Below are 16,235 nucleotides of genomic sequence, written 5' to 3' on the forward strand. Positions count from 1 at the left end.
CGCTCAGGAGGCGGCGGGCGCCAGGGCGAGCCGGGCGTACTCGCGCCCCAGCACCGGCAGGTAGTCGGCGAGCGAACGCAACCGGGCGACCGGGCCCTTCACGACGAGCCGGCGGGCGACGATCGCGTGCGTCACGCCGAGCTGCCCGAGGAGGATCAGGTGCAGCGCCTCCGCCTGCACCTCCAGCCGCAGGCTCGCGGGGTGCGGGGTGCCCTCGTGCACCCCGTCGGAGTCCAGCAGGAAGGCCGCGTCGGCGGCGCCGGTGACGACGAACTGGAGCGAGAAGTCCCGCTCCTTGAGCAGGGTGGCGAACTCGGCGTCGGCGAGGGCCGCCCGGAAGGCGTCGATGAACAGCTGCGGGTCCTGGACGGTCACAGTCGTACTGCCTTTCGTGAGGTCGTTGCTGTGGTCGGTCGGGGGGTGGAGCCGGCGGCCAGGATCAGTTCGGCCGCGCGCTCCGCGAGCATCACGGTCGGTGCGTGGGTGTGGCCGCGCGGCAGGGAGGGCAGGGCGGAGGCGTCGACGACCCGCAGCCCGGACACGCCCCGCACCCGCAGCTCCGGATCGAGCACGGACTCGGGGCCCGCCCCCATGCCGCAGGTGCCGACGGGGTGGTACAGGGTCTCCGCGTACGTCCGGGTGACCGTGTGCACCGTCGCCGGGGCGGGGTCCAGCGCACCCGGCGTCAGCGGCCTGCCCAGGCGGGCCGCGAGCGCGGGCCGGGTCAGGACGTGCTGGGCCCGGCGCACGCCCTCGGCGAGGACGCGCAGGTTGTCGCCGTCGGGGTCGGACAGATAGCGCGGGTCGATCAGAGGGTGGGCCGCCGGGTCGGCCGAGGCGAGCCGGACCGTGCCGTGGCTGCGCGGCCGCAGCAGGACCACCCCGAGGGTGACGCCATGGGTGCGCGGCGCCTTCCCCTGGTCGAGGAACGGCACCAGCATCCAGACGAACTCCAGGTCGGGCGCCGCCAGGTGCGGGTCGCTGCGCAGGAACGCCACCGCCTCCGCGAGATTGGACGTCAGCCGGCCGCGCCGGCCGCGCAGGAACGCCCCGATCTCCTCCTGCGGGTCGGTGACACCGGGCGTGACCCGGCCGTTCGCCTCGAAGGCCAGCGGTACGTAGAGGTGGTCGGCGAGGCGGTGGCCGACCCGGGGCGAGTGGGCGTGCACCGCGATGCCGTGCCGGCGCAGCTCGTCCGCGTCGCCCACCCCGGACAGCATGAGCAGCTGGGGGGAGCCGATCGCGCCCGCCGCGAGGACGATCTCGCCCTCGGCGCGCACGACGCACGGACCGTCCGGTGTCGTACAGGCGACCCCGACCGCGCGGCCGTTCTCGATCAGGACCCGCTCGACGCGGACGTCGGTGCGGACGGTCAGGTTCGCCCGGCGTGCGGCGGGCCGCAGATACCCGTCGGCCGCGCTCCACCGCCGGCCACCGCGCTGGGTCGCCCGCACCGGCCCGGCCCCCTCCGGCTCCAGCGGCCGCCCGTCGTCCAGCGGGGGCAGCCCGGCCTCGGCGCAGGCGGCCAGGAACTCGGCGGTGGCGGGACTCGGGTCCCGCAGGTCCTCGATCCGGATGGGCCCACCGGAGCCGTAACCGCCCGCACCGGAGCCGTCGATCCCCGAGCGGTCCTCCGCGCGGGTGAAGTACGGCGTCACCTCCGCCGCGGACCAGCCCGTGCAGCCCTCGTCCTGTGCCCAGCCGTCGAAGTCGGCGCGGTGGCCGCGGGTCCAGATCTGGGCGTTCAGGGAGGACGAGCCGCCCAGGGTTCGGCCGCGCGGCCAGTTCAGGGCGCGGCCGTCGAGGCCCGGCTGGGCGACCGTACGGTAGCCCCAGTCCGCCGAGGAGCCGAACAGCGCGGGGAACGCGGCGGGGATGCTGATCTCGGCGCGCCGGTCCGGGCCGCCGGCCTCGATCAGCAGCACCTCTCCGTCGTCCCCGGCGCTCAGCCGGTCGGCCAGCACACAGCCGGCCGAACCGGCGCCGACGACGATGTGGCGTACCGTACGGTCGCCGCCCATCAGCCCTCCGTCCGGTCCGGTATCCGGGAGCCGAGGGCCTTCACGATCTCCGCGGCGAGGGCGGCGTGCCCCTCCATCGCGAAGTGGATGCCGTCGCCACTCATCAGGCTGGGGCGCAGCCGCACCGGGTGGTGCCACATCTCGATGAGGACGGCGTCGTGGCGCCGGGCCACCGCGCGGATACGGTCGTTCAGGGCCGCCGTACGGTCGCTGAAGACCGCCAGCTCCGGTACCGACTCGAAGACGTTGGTCACCGTGAACGCGAAGACGTCCGCGCCCTGGGCGCGCAGGGCCCCGTACATGGCGTCCAGGTCGGCCTCGACGCCGTCGAGGTCCGGCTCGGCGTCGAACAGGTCGTTGCCGCCCGCCGCCACGTTCACGAGATCGGGTGCGAAGGCCAGGATCCGCTCCAGCTGCTCGGCGCGCACCGCGGCGGCCCGTTTGCCCTTGACCCCGGTGTTCAGGTAGCCGAAGTCGGGCTTGCCGGCGCCGAGCGCGGCCGCGACCCGCTCCGGCCACGGCACGCTGGCGTACCCCGGGCTGGGGTCGCCGAGACCGGCGGCGAAACTGTCGCCCATCACGGCGAGCCGCTGCCAGGGCGCCCCGCGCAGCAGCCGTACCGACTCGTCGTGGGAGAGCGCCAGCGGGTCGTCCGCCTCACTGCGCAGATCGTGGGTCGTCATCTTCTCGTGGTACCTCTCTGGGATGGGTGGGATCAGGCGGCGTCGCTCGGCACCGCCTGCTGCTGGTCGACGAAGTCCTCGATGTCCTTGACCGTCGTGATGTCGGGCGTGCCGCCCGTGCCGAGGTCGACCAGCGCGAACTCCTGCTCGATGCGGAGCGAGAGCTCGATGACGGCGAGCGAGTCGTAGCCCAGCTCCTCGACGAGACGGTCCTCGGACCGCGCCTCGCGAGCGCCCAGGGGGCTCATCTCCCCGACGATCCGCCGGACCTGCGCACGCAGTGTGGTGTTGTCCATGTCTCTTTCGTCCCCTTCTGCTGGTGTGGTCGTCAGGCCGCGGCCGCGGCCGCGCGGATCGGGTGCGGCGCGTTCCAGCGCTCCTCGTACGCGTCGAGGGCGGTGTCGATCGCGAGGTCCCAGGCGTCGCCCGCCTTCTCCACCAGGTGCGGCAGACCGACCAGGCGCAACTGCTTCACCAGGCGTTCCCGCGCTATCTCGACGCTCCCGCGCAGCTGGGCGGCGCGGCTGAGCAGGGCCGCGCGGATCGCCGGGGACGGGTTGTGCCGGGAGGGGCCGATCAGCACCCAGGCGGCGGCGCCCAGCGATTCGAAGTGCGCGTCCTCCACCACCTGGGCGTGGCCGCCGGCGACCCCGTCCTGGGCGGCGCGCAGTCCGAAGGAGACGTGCCGCGACTCGTCCCGCGTCACGTTCGTCAGCCCTTCCTCCAGCGCGTCCAGCTTCAGCCGCCTGGCGAGGAAACGGGTGGTGCGCAGCGCCGTCGCCGCGAGGACGCCCTCGGTGATCAGGTGGTAGTAGACGAGCGCCCGGTACCAGGACTCGCGGTCCCCGTGGTCGGCCCGTACCGCGTCGGTGGCCCGGGTGAGCACCGGCGCGAACACCTCGGCGTAGTCGGCGCCGTCCTCGGCCTCGTCGAGCGAGGCACCGCACGCGTCCTCCAGATACGTCTGGAAGAACCGCACGTGCCGGGCCTCGTCGGCGAGCTGCGTGCACAGGAAGATCCGGTCGTCCTCGGTGGGCGGCGCCTCGATGAGGGCGCCGAGGGTGTGGGTCACCGTGACCTCGCCCACCTCCAGCTCGGCCAGCGAGCCGAGCATCTGGCCGCGGGAGAAGGGGCTGAGCGCCTGCCAGGTCCGCGCGTCCCCGGCGGGCGCGACCTGGGCGACGGCCCACTGCTGGCGCTCCCAACGGCGGTACAGGTCGGCGGAGTTCGCCAGCCTGCCGCGCTGTTCGGCGCTGGCTTCGGGGGCGGTCTCGGTGACGTCGAGTACCAGCCCGGCGGTCGTGACGCTCATGTCGCTGCCCCATCCAGGTGTGTCGCGGTCGGTTGCGGTGCGGTCGGTGGTGCCGGGCGGTGCGTCGGGTGCGGGGCGCGGAGTACGTCGCCGGCGAGGGTGCCCTCGGCGGCCTGACGCCACAGCAGCCGGCGGCGCGGTTTGCCGCTGGAGGTGCGCGGGATGGTGCCGCGCCGGGCCCGGACCACGGTCACCTCGACGGTGGTGTCCAGGGCGGAGCGCAGGACGCCGGTCACGGCCTCCAGCCACTCCTCGCCGGGGGCCTCCACGACGACCACGGCGCCGCCGCGGCCGTCGAGGGTGCCCAGCGCCACCGCGCAGCGGCCGGGCGGCACCCCGGGCAGGGAGACGAGCGCCGCCTCCACGTCCTCGGCGTGCACCTTGCGGCCGCGGACCTTGAGGCTGTCGCCGATCCGCCCGACGACGTACAGCTCGCCGTCGTGGAGGAACCCGGCGTCGCCGGTGCGCAGTCCGTCCGCGCCGAAGGGTGCGCTCGCCGCCGGATCGGGCGACTGGTACCCGTCGGCCACGGAGGTCCCGCGGACCCTGATCTCGCCGAACGTGCCCTCGGGCAGCGGTGCGCCGTCCTCGTCGACGACGTCCACGGCCGTCTCGGGCACCGGGGTGCCGCAGGCGGCGATCCAGCGCGCGGGGTCCTCGGGGCGGTCGACGCCGAGGACGCCCGTGTCGGTGACGGTCACCGGCGCCCCGGTGGCGAGCGGGCCCGCCGTGCGGACGATCCGGGCGCCCGTGCCGGGACGTACGCCGGTGACGGCGAGGGTCGTCTCCGCCATGCCGTAGCAGGGCGTGAGGGCCCGGGAGTCGAAGCCGTACGGGGCGAGCTTCGCGGTGAAGTCGGCGACCACCCGCGCGTCCACGCGTTCGGCGCCGCTCATGGCGACCCGCCAGGCCGAGAAGTCCGTCCCCGCCAGTTCCTCCTCCCGGACCCGCGAGGTGGCGTATCCGTAGCCGAAGTTGGGGGCGGTGGTGATGGTCACCCCGTGCCGGCCGTGACAGTCGAGCCAGCGCGCCGGGGAGCGGATGAAGTCGACCGGGCTCATCAGCCAGAGGTCGATCTGGGCCACGACGGAACCCAGGAACGTCCCGATCAGGCCCATGTCGTGGTAGAGCGGCAGCCAGGAGGAGCAGGAGTCCTCGCTGCTCACGCCGAGCCAGCCGTGGATGGCGCGGACGTTGGCGGTGAGGTTCTCGCCGGTGACCCGGACGCCCTTGGGGGTGCCGCTGGAGCCGGAGGTGAACTGCAGCAGCGCCAGGTCCGCGGTGCGGCGCGCCAGTGCGTCGGCGGCGGGCAGCTCCGCCGGGTCGGGCAGCACGAGGGGTGTGCCCGTGCCGGCCTTCGCGCACGCCGTGGCGGCGAGCGGGGCCAGGGCCGCGTCGGTGAGGACGGCGGCCGGTTCGGCGGCGCCGAGGACGGCGGCCGCGTGCTCGGTGAAGGCCTCGTGGCCGCCGAAGGTGACGGGCGAGGCGATCGGGGACGGGGTGGCCCCCGCGTACATGACACCGAGGAACGCCGGTACGAAGGTCTCGGGCTCCTCGATCAGCAGGGACACGACGCCTTTGGTGACGCCGTTGGCGTGCAGGAAGGCGGCCGTGCTGCGGGTGGCCGCGGCGATGCCGGCGTAGTCGCGCAGGTGCCAGTCGCCGTTTCGGTGGTAGTGGATTCCACGCTCGGGTGCGGGGGAGTCCAGCCAGTCGAGGACTGTGTTCATCAATTCCCCTCATGAACCGATGGGCTCTCGTCCTGTGTTACGGGCTGGTGGGACCGCCCCCTCGCGGGAGTTCCGGGATTTCCCGGGGGCTTCGGGGCAGGTGCCGTCCGCAGACGCGTGGGGCGGGGCCGCGGGTCCGAGACCGCGGCCCCGCCCGGGACCGGCCGCGGCCGCGGGGGGTGTGAGTCGCGGCCGGTGTGCGAGAGGTGAGCCGGAGTCAGGCCCGGTCCACCACGGGCGTTCCGTCGGCGGCCTGGGCGGCGGCGGCCTGGGCGGCGGCCTCGGCCTGCGCCTTCATGTAGGCCTGGATCTGCCGCTGGGTCTCGGCGATCTGGGCCATGGACTTCTTGGTGAACAGCCACAGGGCGGGCACCGCGGAGGCGGCGATGAAGATGCCGGCCAGCAGGAAGGCGTCCAGGTAGGGCTGGGGGGTGCTCAGGTCGCCGGCCGCGAACACCGCCGCCATCGAGGCGACCCCGACCGAGCCGCCGAACTGGCGCGCGGTGGTGTTCATCCCGGTGCCGGTGGCGAACTTCAGCGGGTGCACGGAGATGGAGGCGGCGGTCGTCACGCTGGTGAGCGCGGCACCGATGACCGCTCCGCCGAGGGCGCCGTACGGCAGCCACAGGGCCAGGAACTTCTCCTCGCCGCCGAGGCCGTAGTACGCCCAGAAGCTCAGTCCGAGGAAGGCGAGCGCGGAGACGACGATCACCGGACGCTGCTTCTCCGGCGGCACCCGGCGGCCGACCGAGATGGCGGCGACGGCGGAGAGCACGGCGCCCGGGGTGACGGCGAGACCGGCCTTGAGGACGGAGTAGTGCCAGATGGTGGTGAGGTACAGCGGCCCGGACAGGAACCAGACGAACAGTCCGGCGCCCAGCAGGAACGACGTGAGGTTGGCCGCCGCGAACATCGGGCTGCGCCACAGTTCGGTCTCCACGGCCGGTGCCGGGTGGCTGCGGGAGCGCAGCAGCGACAGGGCCACGAAGAGCACGCCCGCGCCGATCCAGATCCAGGTCTTCGCCGCGTCCCAGCCCCAGTCGCCGCCCTTCGTCAGGCCGATGACGATGCCGGCGATGCCGAGGGTGACCGTGGCGGTGCCGAGGAGGTCGGGCAGCTTGGAGTCCTCGACGGCGCGCTTGGGCAGCTTCAGTCCGCCCATGATCACGGCGAGGCCGATCGGGACGTTCAGCACGAACACGGCGCGCCAGTCGATCTCACTGACCAGGAGACCGCCCAGCGAGGGTCCGGCGGCCGCGGCCATGGAGCCGGCGGCTCCCCAGATACCGATGGCCTCGGCGCGTTTCTCGGCGGGCGTCTCGGACAGGACGAGTCCCAGCGCGGCGGGGATCATGCCGGCCGCGCCGATGCCCTGGACGGCGCGGGCCGCGACGAGGCTCTCGACGTTCGGGGCGAGGGCGCAGGCCAGCGAGGCGGCGCTGAAGACGCCGAGCGACCAGAGGAACAGATTGCGTCGGCCGAGGATGTCGGCGAAGCGTCCCGCCGGTGTCAGCAGAGCCGCGAAGAGGATGCCGTAGCTGGTCACCACCCAGGTCAGGTCGGTCAGGGACTCCTTGGGGAAGTCCTCGTGCAGGGCCGGGAAGGCCACGTTGACGATCGTCGTGTCGAGAAAGGCCATGAACGTGGCTGCCGATGTCAGCAGCAGTGTCTTCCCCGCACTCGACGGCTCGGCGCGAGACGCAAGCGTGCCTGAGGTCACTGTCGATCCCTCCAACTACCCAACTAACATTCCTTGGGTATGTGAGTACATACCGTAGGTATGTAGTTGTCAAGCGGAATCCGTGCGGAGGGTCGCCGACACGTCACGGCGGGTGTCACAGGGGGTGGCGCGGTCCGCGTGCGTAATCCCCGTGAAGGGAGCAAGCAGGAGCAGAACCAGCAGCTGCGAAGGAGTCCGTGTGAACCCCACGTACGCCGTACCCGCCCCCGGACCGGCCCGCCACCCCGCGGCCCTGCTCGGCATCGGTGCCTACCGGCCCCGACGGATCGTCACCAACGAGGAGATCTGCCGCACCCTGGACTCGTCCCCCGAGTGGATCCTGCGCCGCAGCGGCATCAGCACCCGCTGCTTCGCCGGACCGGGGGAGACCCTCGCCGAGATGGCCGCGACCGCCGCCGGCAAGGCGCTCGCCGACGCCGGTGTCGCCCCGGACGAGGTCGACGAGATCCTCGTCGCCACCATGTCGGACACCGGTACGGCGGGCTCCGGCGCCCCGCCCGGTGAACTGGCCGCCGAGATCGGCCGCCGGCTCGGCGTCCCCGCGGCCGCCCGGCAGGTCGGCGCCGCCTGCGCCGGGTTCACCGTCGGGCTCGCCCTGGCCGCCGGGTCCGTCGCCACCGGCCAGGCACGCACCTGCCTGGTCATCGGCGTGGAGCGGATGTCGGACATCCTCGACCCGCGGGACCGCTCGACCGCCTTCCTGTTCTCGGACGGAGCGGGCGCCGCGCTGGTCGGCCGCGGCACGGAGCCCGGGATCGGCACCGTGGTCTGGGGGACGGACCCCGGCATGCGGGACGCGATCACCGTACGGGAGGAGCCGGAGACGGTCGGGCCCGTCATCCGGATGCAGGGTTCCTCCGTCTTCCGCTGGGCGGTGACCCACCTGCCCGACGTCGTCCGCGAGATCCTCGCCCGCTCCGGCGTCGGCCCGGCCGACGTCCACGCCTTCGTCCCGCACCAGGCGAACCTGCGCATCATCGAGGCCGTCGCGCAGAGCGTCGGCTTCCCCGCCGAGGTCGCCGTGGCCAGGGACATCGTCGACCAGGGCAACACCTCGGCGGCCTCCATCCCCCTCGCCCTCGACCGTCTGCGCACCTCGGGAACCCTCGCCGAGGGCGACCTCGCCGCCCTGATCGGCTTCGGCGCGGGCCTGACGTACGCCGGAATGGTGATCCGCATCCCGTGAGAGCCCCGCGCCGGCGGGCTCAGGTGGGCGTCGCCGCCGTGGGGGTGTGGTGCAGCAGGGTGCGCAACGTGTCCGCCTCCGGAACCGCCAGGGGATCGGCCAGCCGCAGGGCGTGTTTCCACAGGCGGGCCGGGTGACCGTGGTCGGGGGCCGTGGCGGCGGCGCGGCCCCAGGACAGCAGGGCGCGGATCTCGCCCAGGCGGTGGCCCGCCGCCCGGTACTGCGCGGCCGCCCGCCGGTACGCGGCGATCGCGGCCGCGCACCGGCCCGAGGCCAGGGCGCAGTCCGCCTCCGCCATGAGGGTCTGCGCCCGGACCAGCCGCATGTCACAGCCCCGCAGGACGCGCCGGGCGCGCCGGCAGGCCGCCAGCGCCTCCTCGTACAGGCCCAGCCGCACGTACGCCGCCGCGCTCTCGGCCTGCGCCCGCGCCGCCGCCTGCGGGTAGTTGACCTGCTCCGCCATGACCAGCGCCCTGCCGAAGCTGCGCATGGCCAGCTCGGGGTGGTCGGCCGCGGCCTCCACACTGCCCAGCCGGATCAGACAGTCCGCCTCGATGCGCGGGTCCGACAGATGCGGGATCGCCACGTGCGCCTCGCGCGCCGAGGTCACCGCCTCGGCGTGCGCGCCCACGTCACCGAAGAGCTCCGCCCGGCAGGACAGCGCGATCGCCACCCCCTCGTGGAAGTCCATCTCACGGCTCGTCAGGATCGCCAGCTCGCACCACTCCTGCGCCTCCGCGTGCTCCCCCAACTGCCGCAGCGACAGCGCCACGTAGGCCGGCAGCCGGATCTGCCCGAACCGCGACCCCGACTGCTCCGCGAGCCGCAGCGCGTCCCGGAAGCCGCTCAGCGCCGCCCCGGGGCGACCGGCGTCATAGGCGTTGCGGGCCAGCCGGGCCACCGCGTTCGCCTGCCCCGCGAGATCACCGAGCTCCTCGTGGATCCGCAGGGCCGCCCGCATGTACCGGTCCGCCAGGCCCAGCACCCCCACCGACCAGTACGTCCGGCTGAGCACCGCCAACGACAGCGCCTCGCCGGCCCGCCACGACGCGCCCCGGCTCACGGCCAGCGCCTCCCGGGCCCGCTGCCGCTCCGCCTCGTACCGGCCCTCCCGGTAGCGTGAGTCGGCGACGTTCAGCAGCATCGCCGTGTTCGCCCGCTCATGACCCGAGCGGGCGGCCGCCCGCTGCGCCGCCTCCACCGCCGCGGACCAGTCGTCGCCGCCCGGGTGCAGCCGTATGTAGCCCAGCATCGCGTCGGCCAGCCGCCAGCTCGCCGGTCCGAGCCCCAGCTCCGAGGCGAGCCTGATGGCCGCGCAGAGATTGGTCTTCTCCCGGTCCAGCCAGGCCACGTCGATGTCGGTGCCGGTGCCCTTCCGCGCGGCGGCGTCCCCGGCCCGGCCGCCCGCCGCGCCCGCCGCACCCGCCGTACAGGGCGTCGTCCGCGGCCGTCCGCCCCCCGTCATGAGCGCCGCCACCGCCCCCCGGTGCACCCCCGACATCTGGATCCCGTCGGCGAGACTGGCCCGCTCCACCGCCTCCCGGTACCACTCCAGCAGCCGCAGCAGGACGTCCCGGCGCACCTCCCACGGGTCCTCCTCGGCGGCGCGCCCCACCGCGTACTCCTTGACCATGTCGTGCATCCGGTAGCGCCGCGGCCCGTACTCGGCCAGCAGGTTGGCCCGTACGAGCGCCCCGATCGCCTCCTCCAGCACGGCGAACGGGCAGTTCGCGAGCGCCCCGACCGTCTCGCGGCCGAACTCCGTCCCCGGGACCACACCCAGCTGCCGGAACACCCGCCGCTGCACCTCGGTCAGCTTGCCGTACGACAGGTCCAGCGCCCGGCCCATCGCCCCGTGCGCGTCCGCCCCGTCCGTCGTCGGGACGTGCGCGAGCAGCAGGCCCAGCGGTTCGTCGGGATGGCTCGCGGCATAGGCGCCGCTGAGCCGCACGGTCAGCGGCAGCCGGCCGGACGCCTGGACGATCCCGGTGGCCGCCTCCGGCTCCTCCGCCACCCGGGCGCGGCCCACCAGCGACGTCAGCAGTTCCAGAGCCGACGCGTCGTCCAGGGCGTCCAGCAGCACCTCGCCGGCGAAGTAGGCCGCGGTCAGCCAGGGCAGCCGTTCCCGGCTGGTCACCAGGACCGCGCTGCCGTCGACGCTCGGCGGCAGCAGATGACGTACCTGCTCGGGGCTCGCCGCGTCGTCCAGGACGAGCAGCACCCGCCGGCCCACGAGCAGCGTCCGGTACCGCGCGGCCCGCTCGTCGAGCCCGAAGGGGATGTCCGCGGCGGGCAGGCCCAGCGCGAGCAGCACCGAGACGAGGATCTCGGAGGGTTCGAGAGGCGGCAGATGCCGCTCGTGGCCCCGCAGCGGCACGAACAGCTGCCCGTCGGGGAAGGCGTCGGCCGCCCGCTGGGCCCAGCGCAGCGCGAGCGTCGTCTTGCCCGCCCCGGCCATGCCGCTGATCACGGCGAGGTTCGTGCCCTGCGACCCGCCCGCCTCCCGCGGGGACGTCAACAGCTCGTCCAAGGCGTCCAGTTCACGCGCCCGGCCGGCGAAGTAGCCGCTGCTGACCGGCATCCGCAGCCGTTCGCGCGCCCGGGACGCGACGGGGGCGCCGGCGGCCTCGCCCGCCGGGTGCGGCGCGGGGCGCAGCAGCTGCTCCCCGGCCCGGCGCAGCGCCTCGCCGGGGCGCGTCGACAGCTCCCTGGCGAGCCGGGACCGTACGGCCTCGTAGGTGCGCAGTGCCGCCGCGGGGTTCCCGCTGTCGCGGTGGGCCCGGATCAGCCGGAGCGCCAGCTCCTCGTCGTAGGGCCGTTCCTCGGTCATCTGCTGCAGCGGGGGCACGATCTCCTGGGGCCGGCCCAGCAGTAATCGGGTGTCGTAGTACTCCAGCAGGGCCGTCTGCCGCTCGCCCTCCAGCGTCGTGCGCAGCGAGTCGACGTGGCTGCCGTCCAGGTCGCCGAGCGCGGCGCCCGACCACTGCGCCAGCGCGGCCGCCAGCAGCTGGGAGCGCTCCTCGGCGTCCCCCGCCTCGGCGGCCCGGGCCGTCAGGTCCCGGAAGCGGCACAGGTCCACGGCCGAGGGGGCGACCCGCAGCACGTATCCGTTGGCCTCGGACGCCAGGACCGGCCGGCCGGGTGCCGCGGCCAGTACCTTGCGCAGCCGGGCGGCGTACCCCGCGAGCGCGTTGCGCGCCCCCCGCGGCGGGCGGTCGTCCCACATGAGCGAGGTGAGCCGCTCGGTGGGCACCACGTTGTTCACGTCCACCAGGAGGATCGCCAGCAGACTGCGCTGCCGTGCGTGCCCGATGTCCAGGTCGTGCCGGCCGGCCAGGGCCCGCACCGGTCCCAGCACCCGCAGGTCGATCACTGTTGACTCCGCTCGAGAGTTGGATCGGACGCGAAGCTGTCGTGGTGCTTCTCCGCGGTGGCGACCCAAGGATTCCGGAGTCCCCGCTGCGGGGCAAAGCCCTCCGGGATATTCCGTCGCCGTGTCGGCGGCGTGCTTGAGTCGGAACGGCTCCGCCGGGCGTATACCTCTGCGGACGCGCTGCCGTGTCCGGACTGGTACTGAGGCGTCGCTGACCGTATTGGCCCGGCCGTGGCAGAATCAAACGGCCGGAAGGGGGCGCGGCCCGACGGGAGGGAGTAGCGATGCCTGCGAGCATCCTCGGAGAGGTCGGCCACCTCTCCGGAGCGGCGTTGACACGGGGCAAGGCCACCCGGCTCAGCTGCCCTTCCTGCGGTTCGGCGTTCGTGGCCCAGGTCCTCGGCGACAACGGCGGGATCTCCTACGTGTGCACGGCCTGCGGCCACAGCTGGAGCTGACCCATGGGTGCACACAGGCGGAAGTGCGACTGGTGCGGCAGCGGCACCCCCATCGTCCGTGACATGGAGCCGGTCAACCCCGACTACCAGTACTGGTGCGAGGAATGCGCACGGGCGCTGATCATAAAAGGCGACCCCATCGAGACGTACCGCGAGCTGGAGGGCGAGCCGATCTACGGCCGGCTGCTCGAGGAGCACTGCACGCTCAAGCGGTTCTATTCGTTCGTGACGGCCTGACCGGCAATTACCGGGCAATTCGGACAGAACGGAAACGATTTGGTGGTGCACCCCCCGGACCGTGTAATGTTGGCGTCGTCGCCAGGGAAACCGGGCGGAACAAAGCAAGGGGCTATAGCTCAGTTGGTAGAGCGCCTGCATGGCATGCAGGAGGTCAGGAGTTCAATTCTCCTTAGCTCCACAAGAGAAAGATCCCGCCGGTTCGGATTCGAACCGGCGGGATCTTTCTTTGTGTTCCGTCATGGCGCGCTTTCGTACGACGCCGAAGGGGCCGCCCGTTTCCGGGCGGCCCCTTCCGGTGTCCGACGTCAGCGGCCCAGCGCGCGCCGGCCGCGGCCCTGGGAGAGCACCGGGAGGTTCTTGGCGGGCGCGGAACCGCGCGTGTCCTCCTCCAGACGCAGGGCGAGCGCCGGGCAGCGGCGTACCGCCCGGAGCGCCTTCGCCTCCGCGTAGCGCGGCACCTTCGCCTGGGCCACGGTCGGGAAGCCGTCGGCGCCCAGCTGGAAGACCTCCGGCAGGATGTCCGCGCACAGACCGTGGCCCCGGCACAGGGTCCAGTCGACGAAGATCTTCTGACGGCTGTCGCCGCTGTCCTGGGGAGCCCCGCCGCTCGTGATGGCCGCCGGGGCCATGCCCTCCTCGAAGAGCGGGAGCACGCCCTCCACCGGCCGTCCGCAGCCGTTGCCGAGGACGTGCGCCGCGAGGTCGTCGGTGAACGCCTTGATGGTCGACTCCAGGAACATCGCGGAGCCGTCGGGGTGCGAGCACGCCCCACGCCGCTTGACGTTCTTGGCGACCTGCTTGAGGGCCTCCAGCGCGGCCGGCCCGCCGCCGTTGATGATGTCCTCCATGCCGCGGGCCGCGGCGGGCAGGCCGAGGTAGCAGGGACCGCACTGTCCCGCGCTCTCGTCCGCCAGCCACTGCGCCACGCGCAGCGACTCACCCAGCGGGCAGGTCTCCTGGCTGATCGGCAGGATCGCGCCGGCGCCCAGCGCGCCGCCGACCGCGTCCAGCGAATTGCGCGAGACGACCGCCTCGTTCACGGTCGCCGCGTCGATCCACCGGCCGTGGTAGCCGCCGGTCAGCACGCCCTGCGGCACCGGCGGGGCGCCGGCCAGCTGCAGGACGTACCGCAGCGGGACGCCCGTGGGGACCTCGATCACCATGGGACGGGCGACCGCGCCGGAGACCGTGAGCATGACGGTGCCCGGCTCGTCGTAGAGGCCGGTGTTGCCGTAGCGCTCGGGGCCGATGCGGGCGGCGATGGCGAGCTGGGCGAACGTCTCGGCGTTGGACAGCAGGGTCGGCGCGCCGCCGACGCCGCTCTGCGAGGCGCTGGTCTTGCGGCCGGGCGGGATCGCCGGGCCGCCGTCGATGGAGCGGATCAGCGAGGCGGCCGCGCCGGTCACCATGCGGATCGGGTTGCGCTGGACGAACGCCTTCAGCGCCGAGCGGCGGCCGGTGCCGAGGCCCCGCTCGGCGAGGGCGGCCTCCATGGAGCGCTCGGTCGACTCCCGGGTGACCCCCACCACGAGCGTGCGGGCACCCAGGGCCTCCGCCACCAGCAGCGCGCCGTCCAGGATGAGGTGCGGGGCACGGTTGATCAGCACCGTGTCCTTGCGGCAGGCCGGTTCGTCCTCGCTGCCGTTGACGACGACGACCGGCCGTACGCCGCGCTTGATCGCCGCGTCGGCGACCGAGCGCAGCTTCTTGTGGAACGGGAAGCCGGCGCCGCCGCGTCCCTTGAGGTTGATGCGTTCGGAGAGCTGCGCGAGCTTCTCCCCGCCCATGGGTTCGAGCGGCCCGTGCACCTTGAGGTGCATGGGCAGGTCAAGTCTCTCGACAAGGTCGAAGCCCGACGTGAGCTGCGGAAGGCCGACCACGCGGACTTCTGGGACGTCGGGCAGGGCCTCGTTCACCTATAGCCTCCGGAAGGCGTGTTCCAAGGTTCGCCCGAACCCGGGTTGTCCGTGGACGCTCCGGGCGCTGGTGCACTGGCGGGACCGCTGTTGTACGTGTCGTTCGAGTTGTACGCGCCGTACTGGGCGTTCGTCTCACCGGTGTTGTACACATCACGTCCGCCGTACCCCGGGTTGCCCGAATTGCCGTAGACCGGGATGTTGAACCCGGTGTCCTGCATCGGGTCGTACGCCGACGGGGGCGCCTCGCCGACCGGCGGCGGGGAGGGGATCGGCCAGCTGCCGGAGGTGCTGCCACCGGTGTCCATGCGCGGCATCGCGGCCGTGGCCTGCATGTCGGTGGCCATGTTCATGCGCGCGGTCTGGTCGGCCGCACCGGCGTACGGCTGCTGCGCGCCGGGCGTGTTGGCGGAGCGGTAGGCGGCGGCGTACCCGCCGCCGGTGTCGGCGCCGGCCGGCATGCCGAACAGCGAGGAGGTCTGCGGGTTCCCGCGGCCGGCGTCCCGGTCCCGGTCCCTGCCCTCGTCCCGGGCCGCCCTGGAGGGCCGGGAGGGGCGGTCGTAGTCGCCCTCGGCCATCCGCGCGCGGGACGCCTCCAGGTCCTCCATGGCGTAACGGTCCCGGGTGCCCATCATCATCGTGATCTGGTCGGCGACCTTGCGCTTGAACTCGCGCGGGGCGGCCCGCAGCAGCAGGGCGGCGATGACGCCGACCAGGCAGAGCTGGTACGAGATCATGAAGAACGGCTTGGCGGCGCGACCCGCGTAGAGCCCGTGGATGAGCGCGGCGCACAGGGCCGGGTAGGCCAGCATGTGCATCGCGCGCCAGCGGGCGGCGACCTCGGCGGGGGCGGCGAACTGGTTGCGCAGGGCGCCGGTGATGCCGACGAAGATCATGAGCAGGCCGGCCAGGGAACCGAGGCCGATCAGGAAGCCGATCCCGGTGACGCCCTGGGAGAACGGGATGAGCGCGGCGAGCAGGACGGTGTGCTGCAGCGCGATCTTGACGGTGATGTGCACCAGCAGGAAGGCGATCGAGCCGACGGCGGTCACCCGGTGGATGCCCTGGGCGATGATGCGCTGGCGGGTGTTGAGGATCAGCCGGTCCTGGGCGACCAGACCCCAGATGACCGAGCAGGTGAGGCACACCAGCGACAGGACGCCCGCGCCGAAGTTGAGGAAGGACTGGACCTGGTCCCCGCCGGCTAGCACGACCACGGGTATGAGGACCAGGACGACAGCCGAGGCCACCCCGTAGGCCGACCGGCCGGCCTTGGGGATCGAGCTGTTGTTGAGAAGAGGGTTCATGGGGGCAACTCCGAGCAGTTTCGGGAAAGCGGTCCCGCTGCCGAACTCTAAGCGGCTCCATACCGATGGGTACGAGGTTTGAGTTATTGCGTTGTTATCAAGTGACCATCTGGGCGGGACGATGTCCCTTTAGTTGCTGTTACGCGAAGTAATCCTTGACCTTTGTTCAACTTCGGCCGGGTGTGCCCGGTGTCCGTAGGTCATACGTAAGTCCGTCGCAGCTTGCTCAACCCCTGCGGTACCCTAGCGCCATGCGTGCCGTACGCCT

13 protein-coding genes and 1 tRNA gene are annotated in these 16,235 nt (G+C 73.2%); 4 read left to right on the forward strand and 10 right to left on the reverse strand.

The features are described 5' to 3' along the window. Nucleotides 1-3 precede the first annotated feature (3 nt). The 7 genes from U5640_RS30135 to U5640_RS30165 form a co-directional block, all read right to left on the reverse strand. Nucleotides 4-375: an SCP2 sterol-binding domain-containing protein gene (locus U5640_RS30135; protein ID WP_340379372.1), complete on the reverse strand. Its 372-nt coding sequence runs from the start codon at nt 373-375 to the stop codon at nt 4-6. Continuing rightward, complete coding sequence (locus U5640_RS30140) at nt 372-2,021, reverse strand: GMC family oxidoreductase N-terminal domain-containing protein (RefSeq protein ID WP_340379374.1); 1,650 nt, start codon at nt 2,019-2,021, stop codon at nt 372-374. The genes U5640_RS30135 and U5640_RS30140 overlap by 4 nt, the downstream gene beginning before the upstream one ends. Beyond that, nucleotides 2,021-2,704 (reverse strand): SGNH/GDSL hydrolase family protein, encoded by a 684-nt coding sequence (locus U5640_RS30145; RefSeq protein WP_340379376.1) that lies wholly within the window; start codon nt 2,702-2,704, stop codon nt 2,021-2,023. The genes U5640_RS30140 and U5640_RS30145 overlap by 1 nt, the downstream gene beginning before the upstream one ends. 32 nt (nt 2,705-2,736) lie before the next feature. Beyond that, nucleotides 2,737-3,000, reverse strand: coding sequence for an acyl carrier protein (locus U5640_RS30150; RefSeq protein WP_067244326.1), 264 nt, complete (start codon nt 2,998-3,000; stop codon nt 2,737-2,739). A gap of 32 nt (nt 3,001-3,032) precedes the next feature. After that, nucleotides 3,033-4,016: a ribonucleotide-diphosphate reductase subunit beta gene (locus tag U5640_RS30155; RefSeq protein WP_340379378.1), complete on the reverse strand. Its 984-nt coding sequence runs from the start codon at nt 4,014-4,016 to the stop codon at nt 3,033-3,035. Then, nucleotides 4,013-5,746 (reverse strand): AMP-binding protein, encoded by a 1,734-nt coding sequence (locus tag U5640_RS30160; protein WP_340379380.1) that lies wholly within the window; start codon nt 5,744-5,746, stop codon nt 4,013-4,015. The genes U5640_RS30155 and U5640_RS30160 overlap by 4 nt, the downstream gene beginning before the upstream one ends. A gap of 217 nt (nt 5,747-5,963) precedes the next feature. After that, complete coding sequence (locus tag U5640_RS30165; RefSeq protein ID WP_340379382.1) at nt 5,964-7,466, reverse strand: DHA2 family efflux MFS transporter permease subunit; 1,503 nt, start codon at nt 7,464-7,466, stop codon at nt 5,964-5,966. 199 nt (nt 7,467-7,665) lie between these two features. Here U5640_RS30165 and U5640_RS30170 point away from each other — a divergent pair, with 199 nt between their 5' ends. Then, on the forward strand, nt 7,666-8,673 hold the full coding sequence (locus U5640_RS30170) for a beta-ketoacyl-ACP synthase 3 (protein ID WP_340379384.1): 1,008 nt from the start codon (nt 7,666-7,668) through the stop codon (nt 8,671-8,673). A gap of 19 nt (nt 8,674-8,692) precedes the next feature. Here the strand turns inward: U5640_RS30170 and U5640_RS30175 are convergent, their stop codons facing one another. Next, a complete protein-coding gene (locus U5640_RS30175) occupies nt 8,693-12,046 on the reverse strand; it encodes a BTAD domain-containing putative transcriptional regulator (protein ID WP_340379386.1) in 3,354 nt (1,117 codons plus the stop codon). Nucleotides 12,047-12,330: 284 nt separating this feature from the next. Here U5640_RS30175 and U5640_RS30180 point away from each other — a divergent pair, with 284 nt between their 5' ends. From U5640_RS30180 to U5640_RS30190, 3 genes are all read left to right on the forward strand, one after another. After that, nucleotides 12,331-12,504: a hypothetical protein gene (locus U5640_RS30180; RefSeq protein ID WP_107103374.1), complete on the forward strand. Its 174-nt coding sequence runs from the start codon at nt 12,331-12,333 to the stop codon at nt 12,502-12,504. Nucleotides 12,505-12,507: 3 nt separating this feature from the next. Next, nucleotides 12,508-12,741 carry a hypothetical protein gene (locus U5640_RS30185; protein WP_003976229.1) on the forward strand — a complete coding sequence of 78 codons (234 nt, stop codon included), beginning with the start codon at nt 12,508-12,510 and terminating at the stop codon, nt 12,739-12,741. Between the two features lie 108 nt (nt 12,742-12,849). Further along, nucleotides 12,850-12,922, forward strand: a tRNA-Ala gene (locus U5640_RS30190). Nucleotides 12,923-13,049: 127 nt separating this feature from the next. Here the strand turns inward: U5640_RS30190 and U5640_RS30195 are convergent. Both U5640_RS30195 and U5640_RS30200 read right to left on the reverse strand, forming a co-directional pair. After that, nucleotides 13,050-14,660 (reverse strand): NADH-ubiquinone oxidoreductase-F iron-sulfur binding region domain-containing protein, encoded by a 1,611-nt coding sequence (locus tag U5640_RS30195; RefSeq protein ID WP_340379584.1) that lies wholly within the window; start codon nt 14,658-14,660, stop codon nt 13,050-13,052. After that, nucleotides 14,657-15,967 (reverse strand): cytochrome b/b6 domain-containing protein, encoded by a 1,311-nt coding sequence (locus U5640_RS30200; protein WP_340379586.1) that lies wholly within the window; start codon nt 15,965-15,967, stop codon nt 14,657-14,659. Before U5640_RS30200 ends, U5640_RS30195 begins: the two co-directional genes overlap by 4 nt. Nucleotides 15,968-16,235: the final 268 nt, after the last annotated feature.

This window comes from Streptomyces sp. SS7 (assembly GCF_037993025.1).
GTDB lineage: Bacteria > Actinomycetota > Actinomycetes > Streptomycetales > Streptomycetaceae > Streptomyces.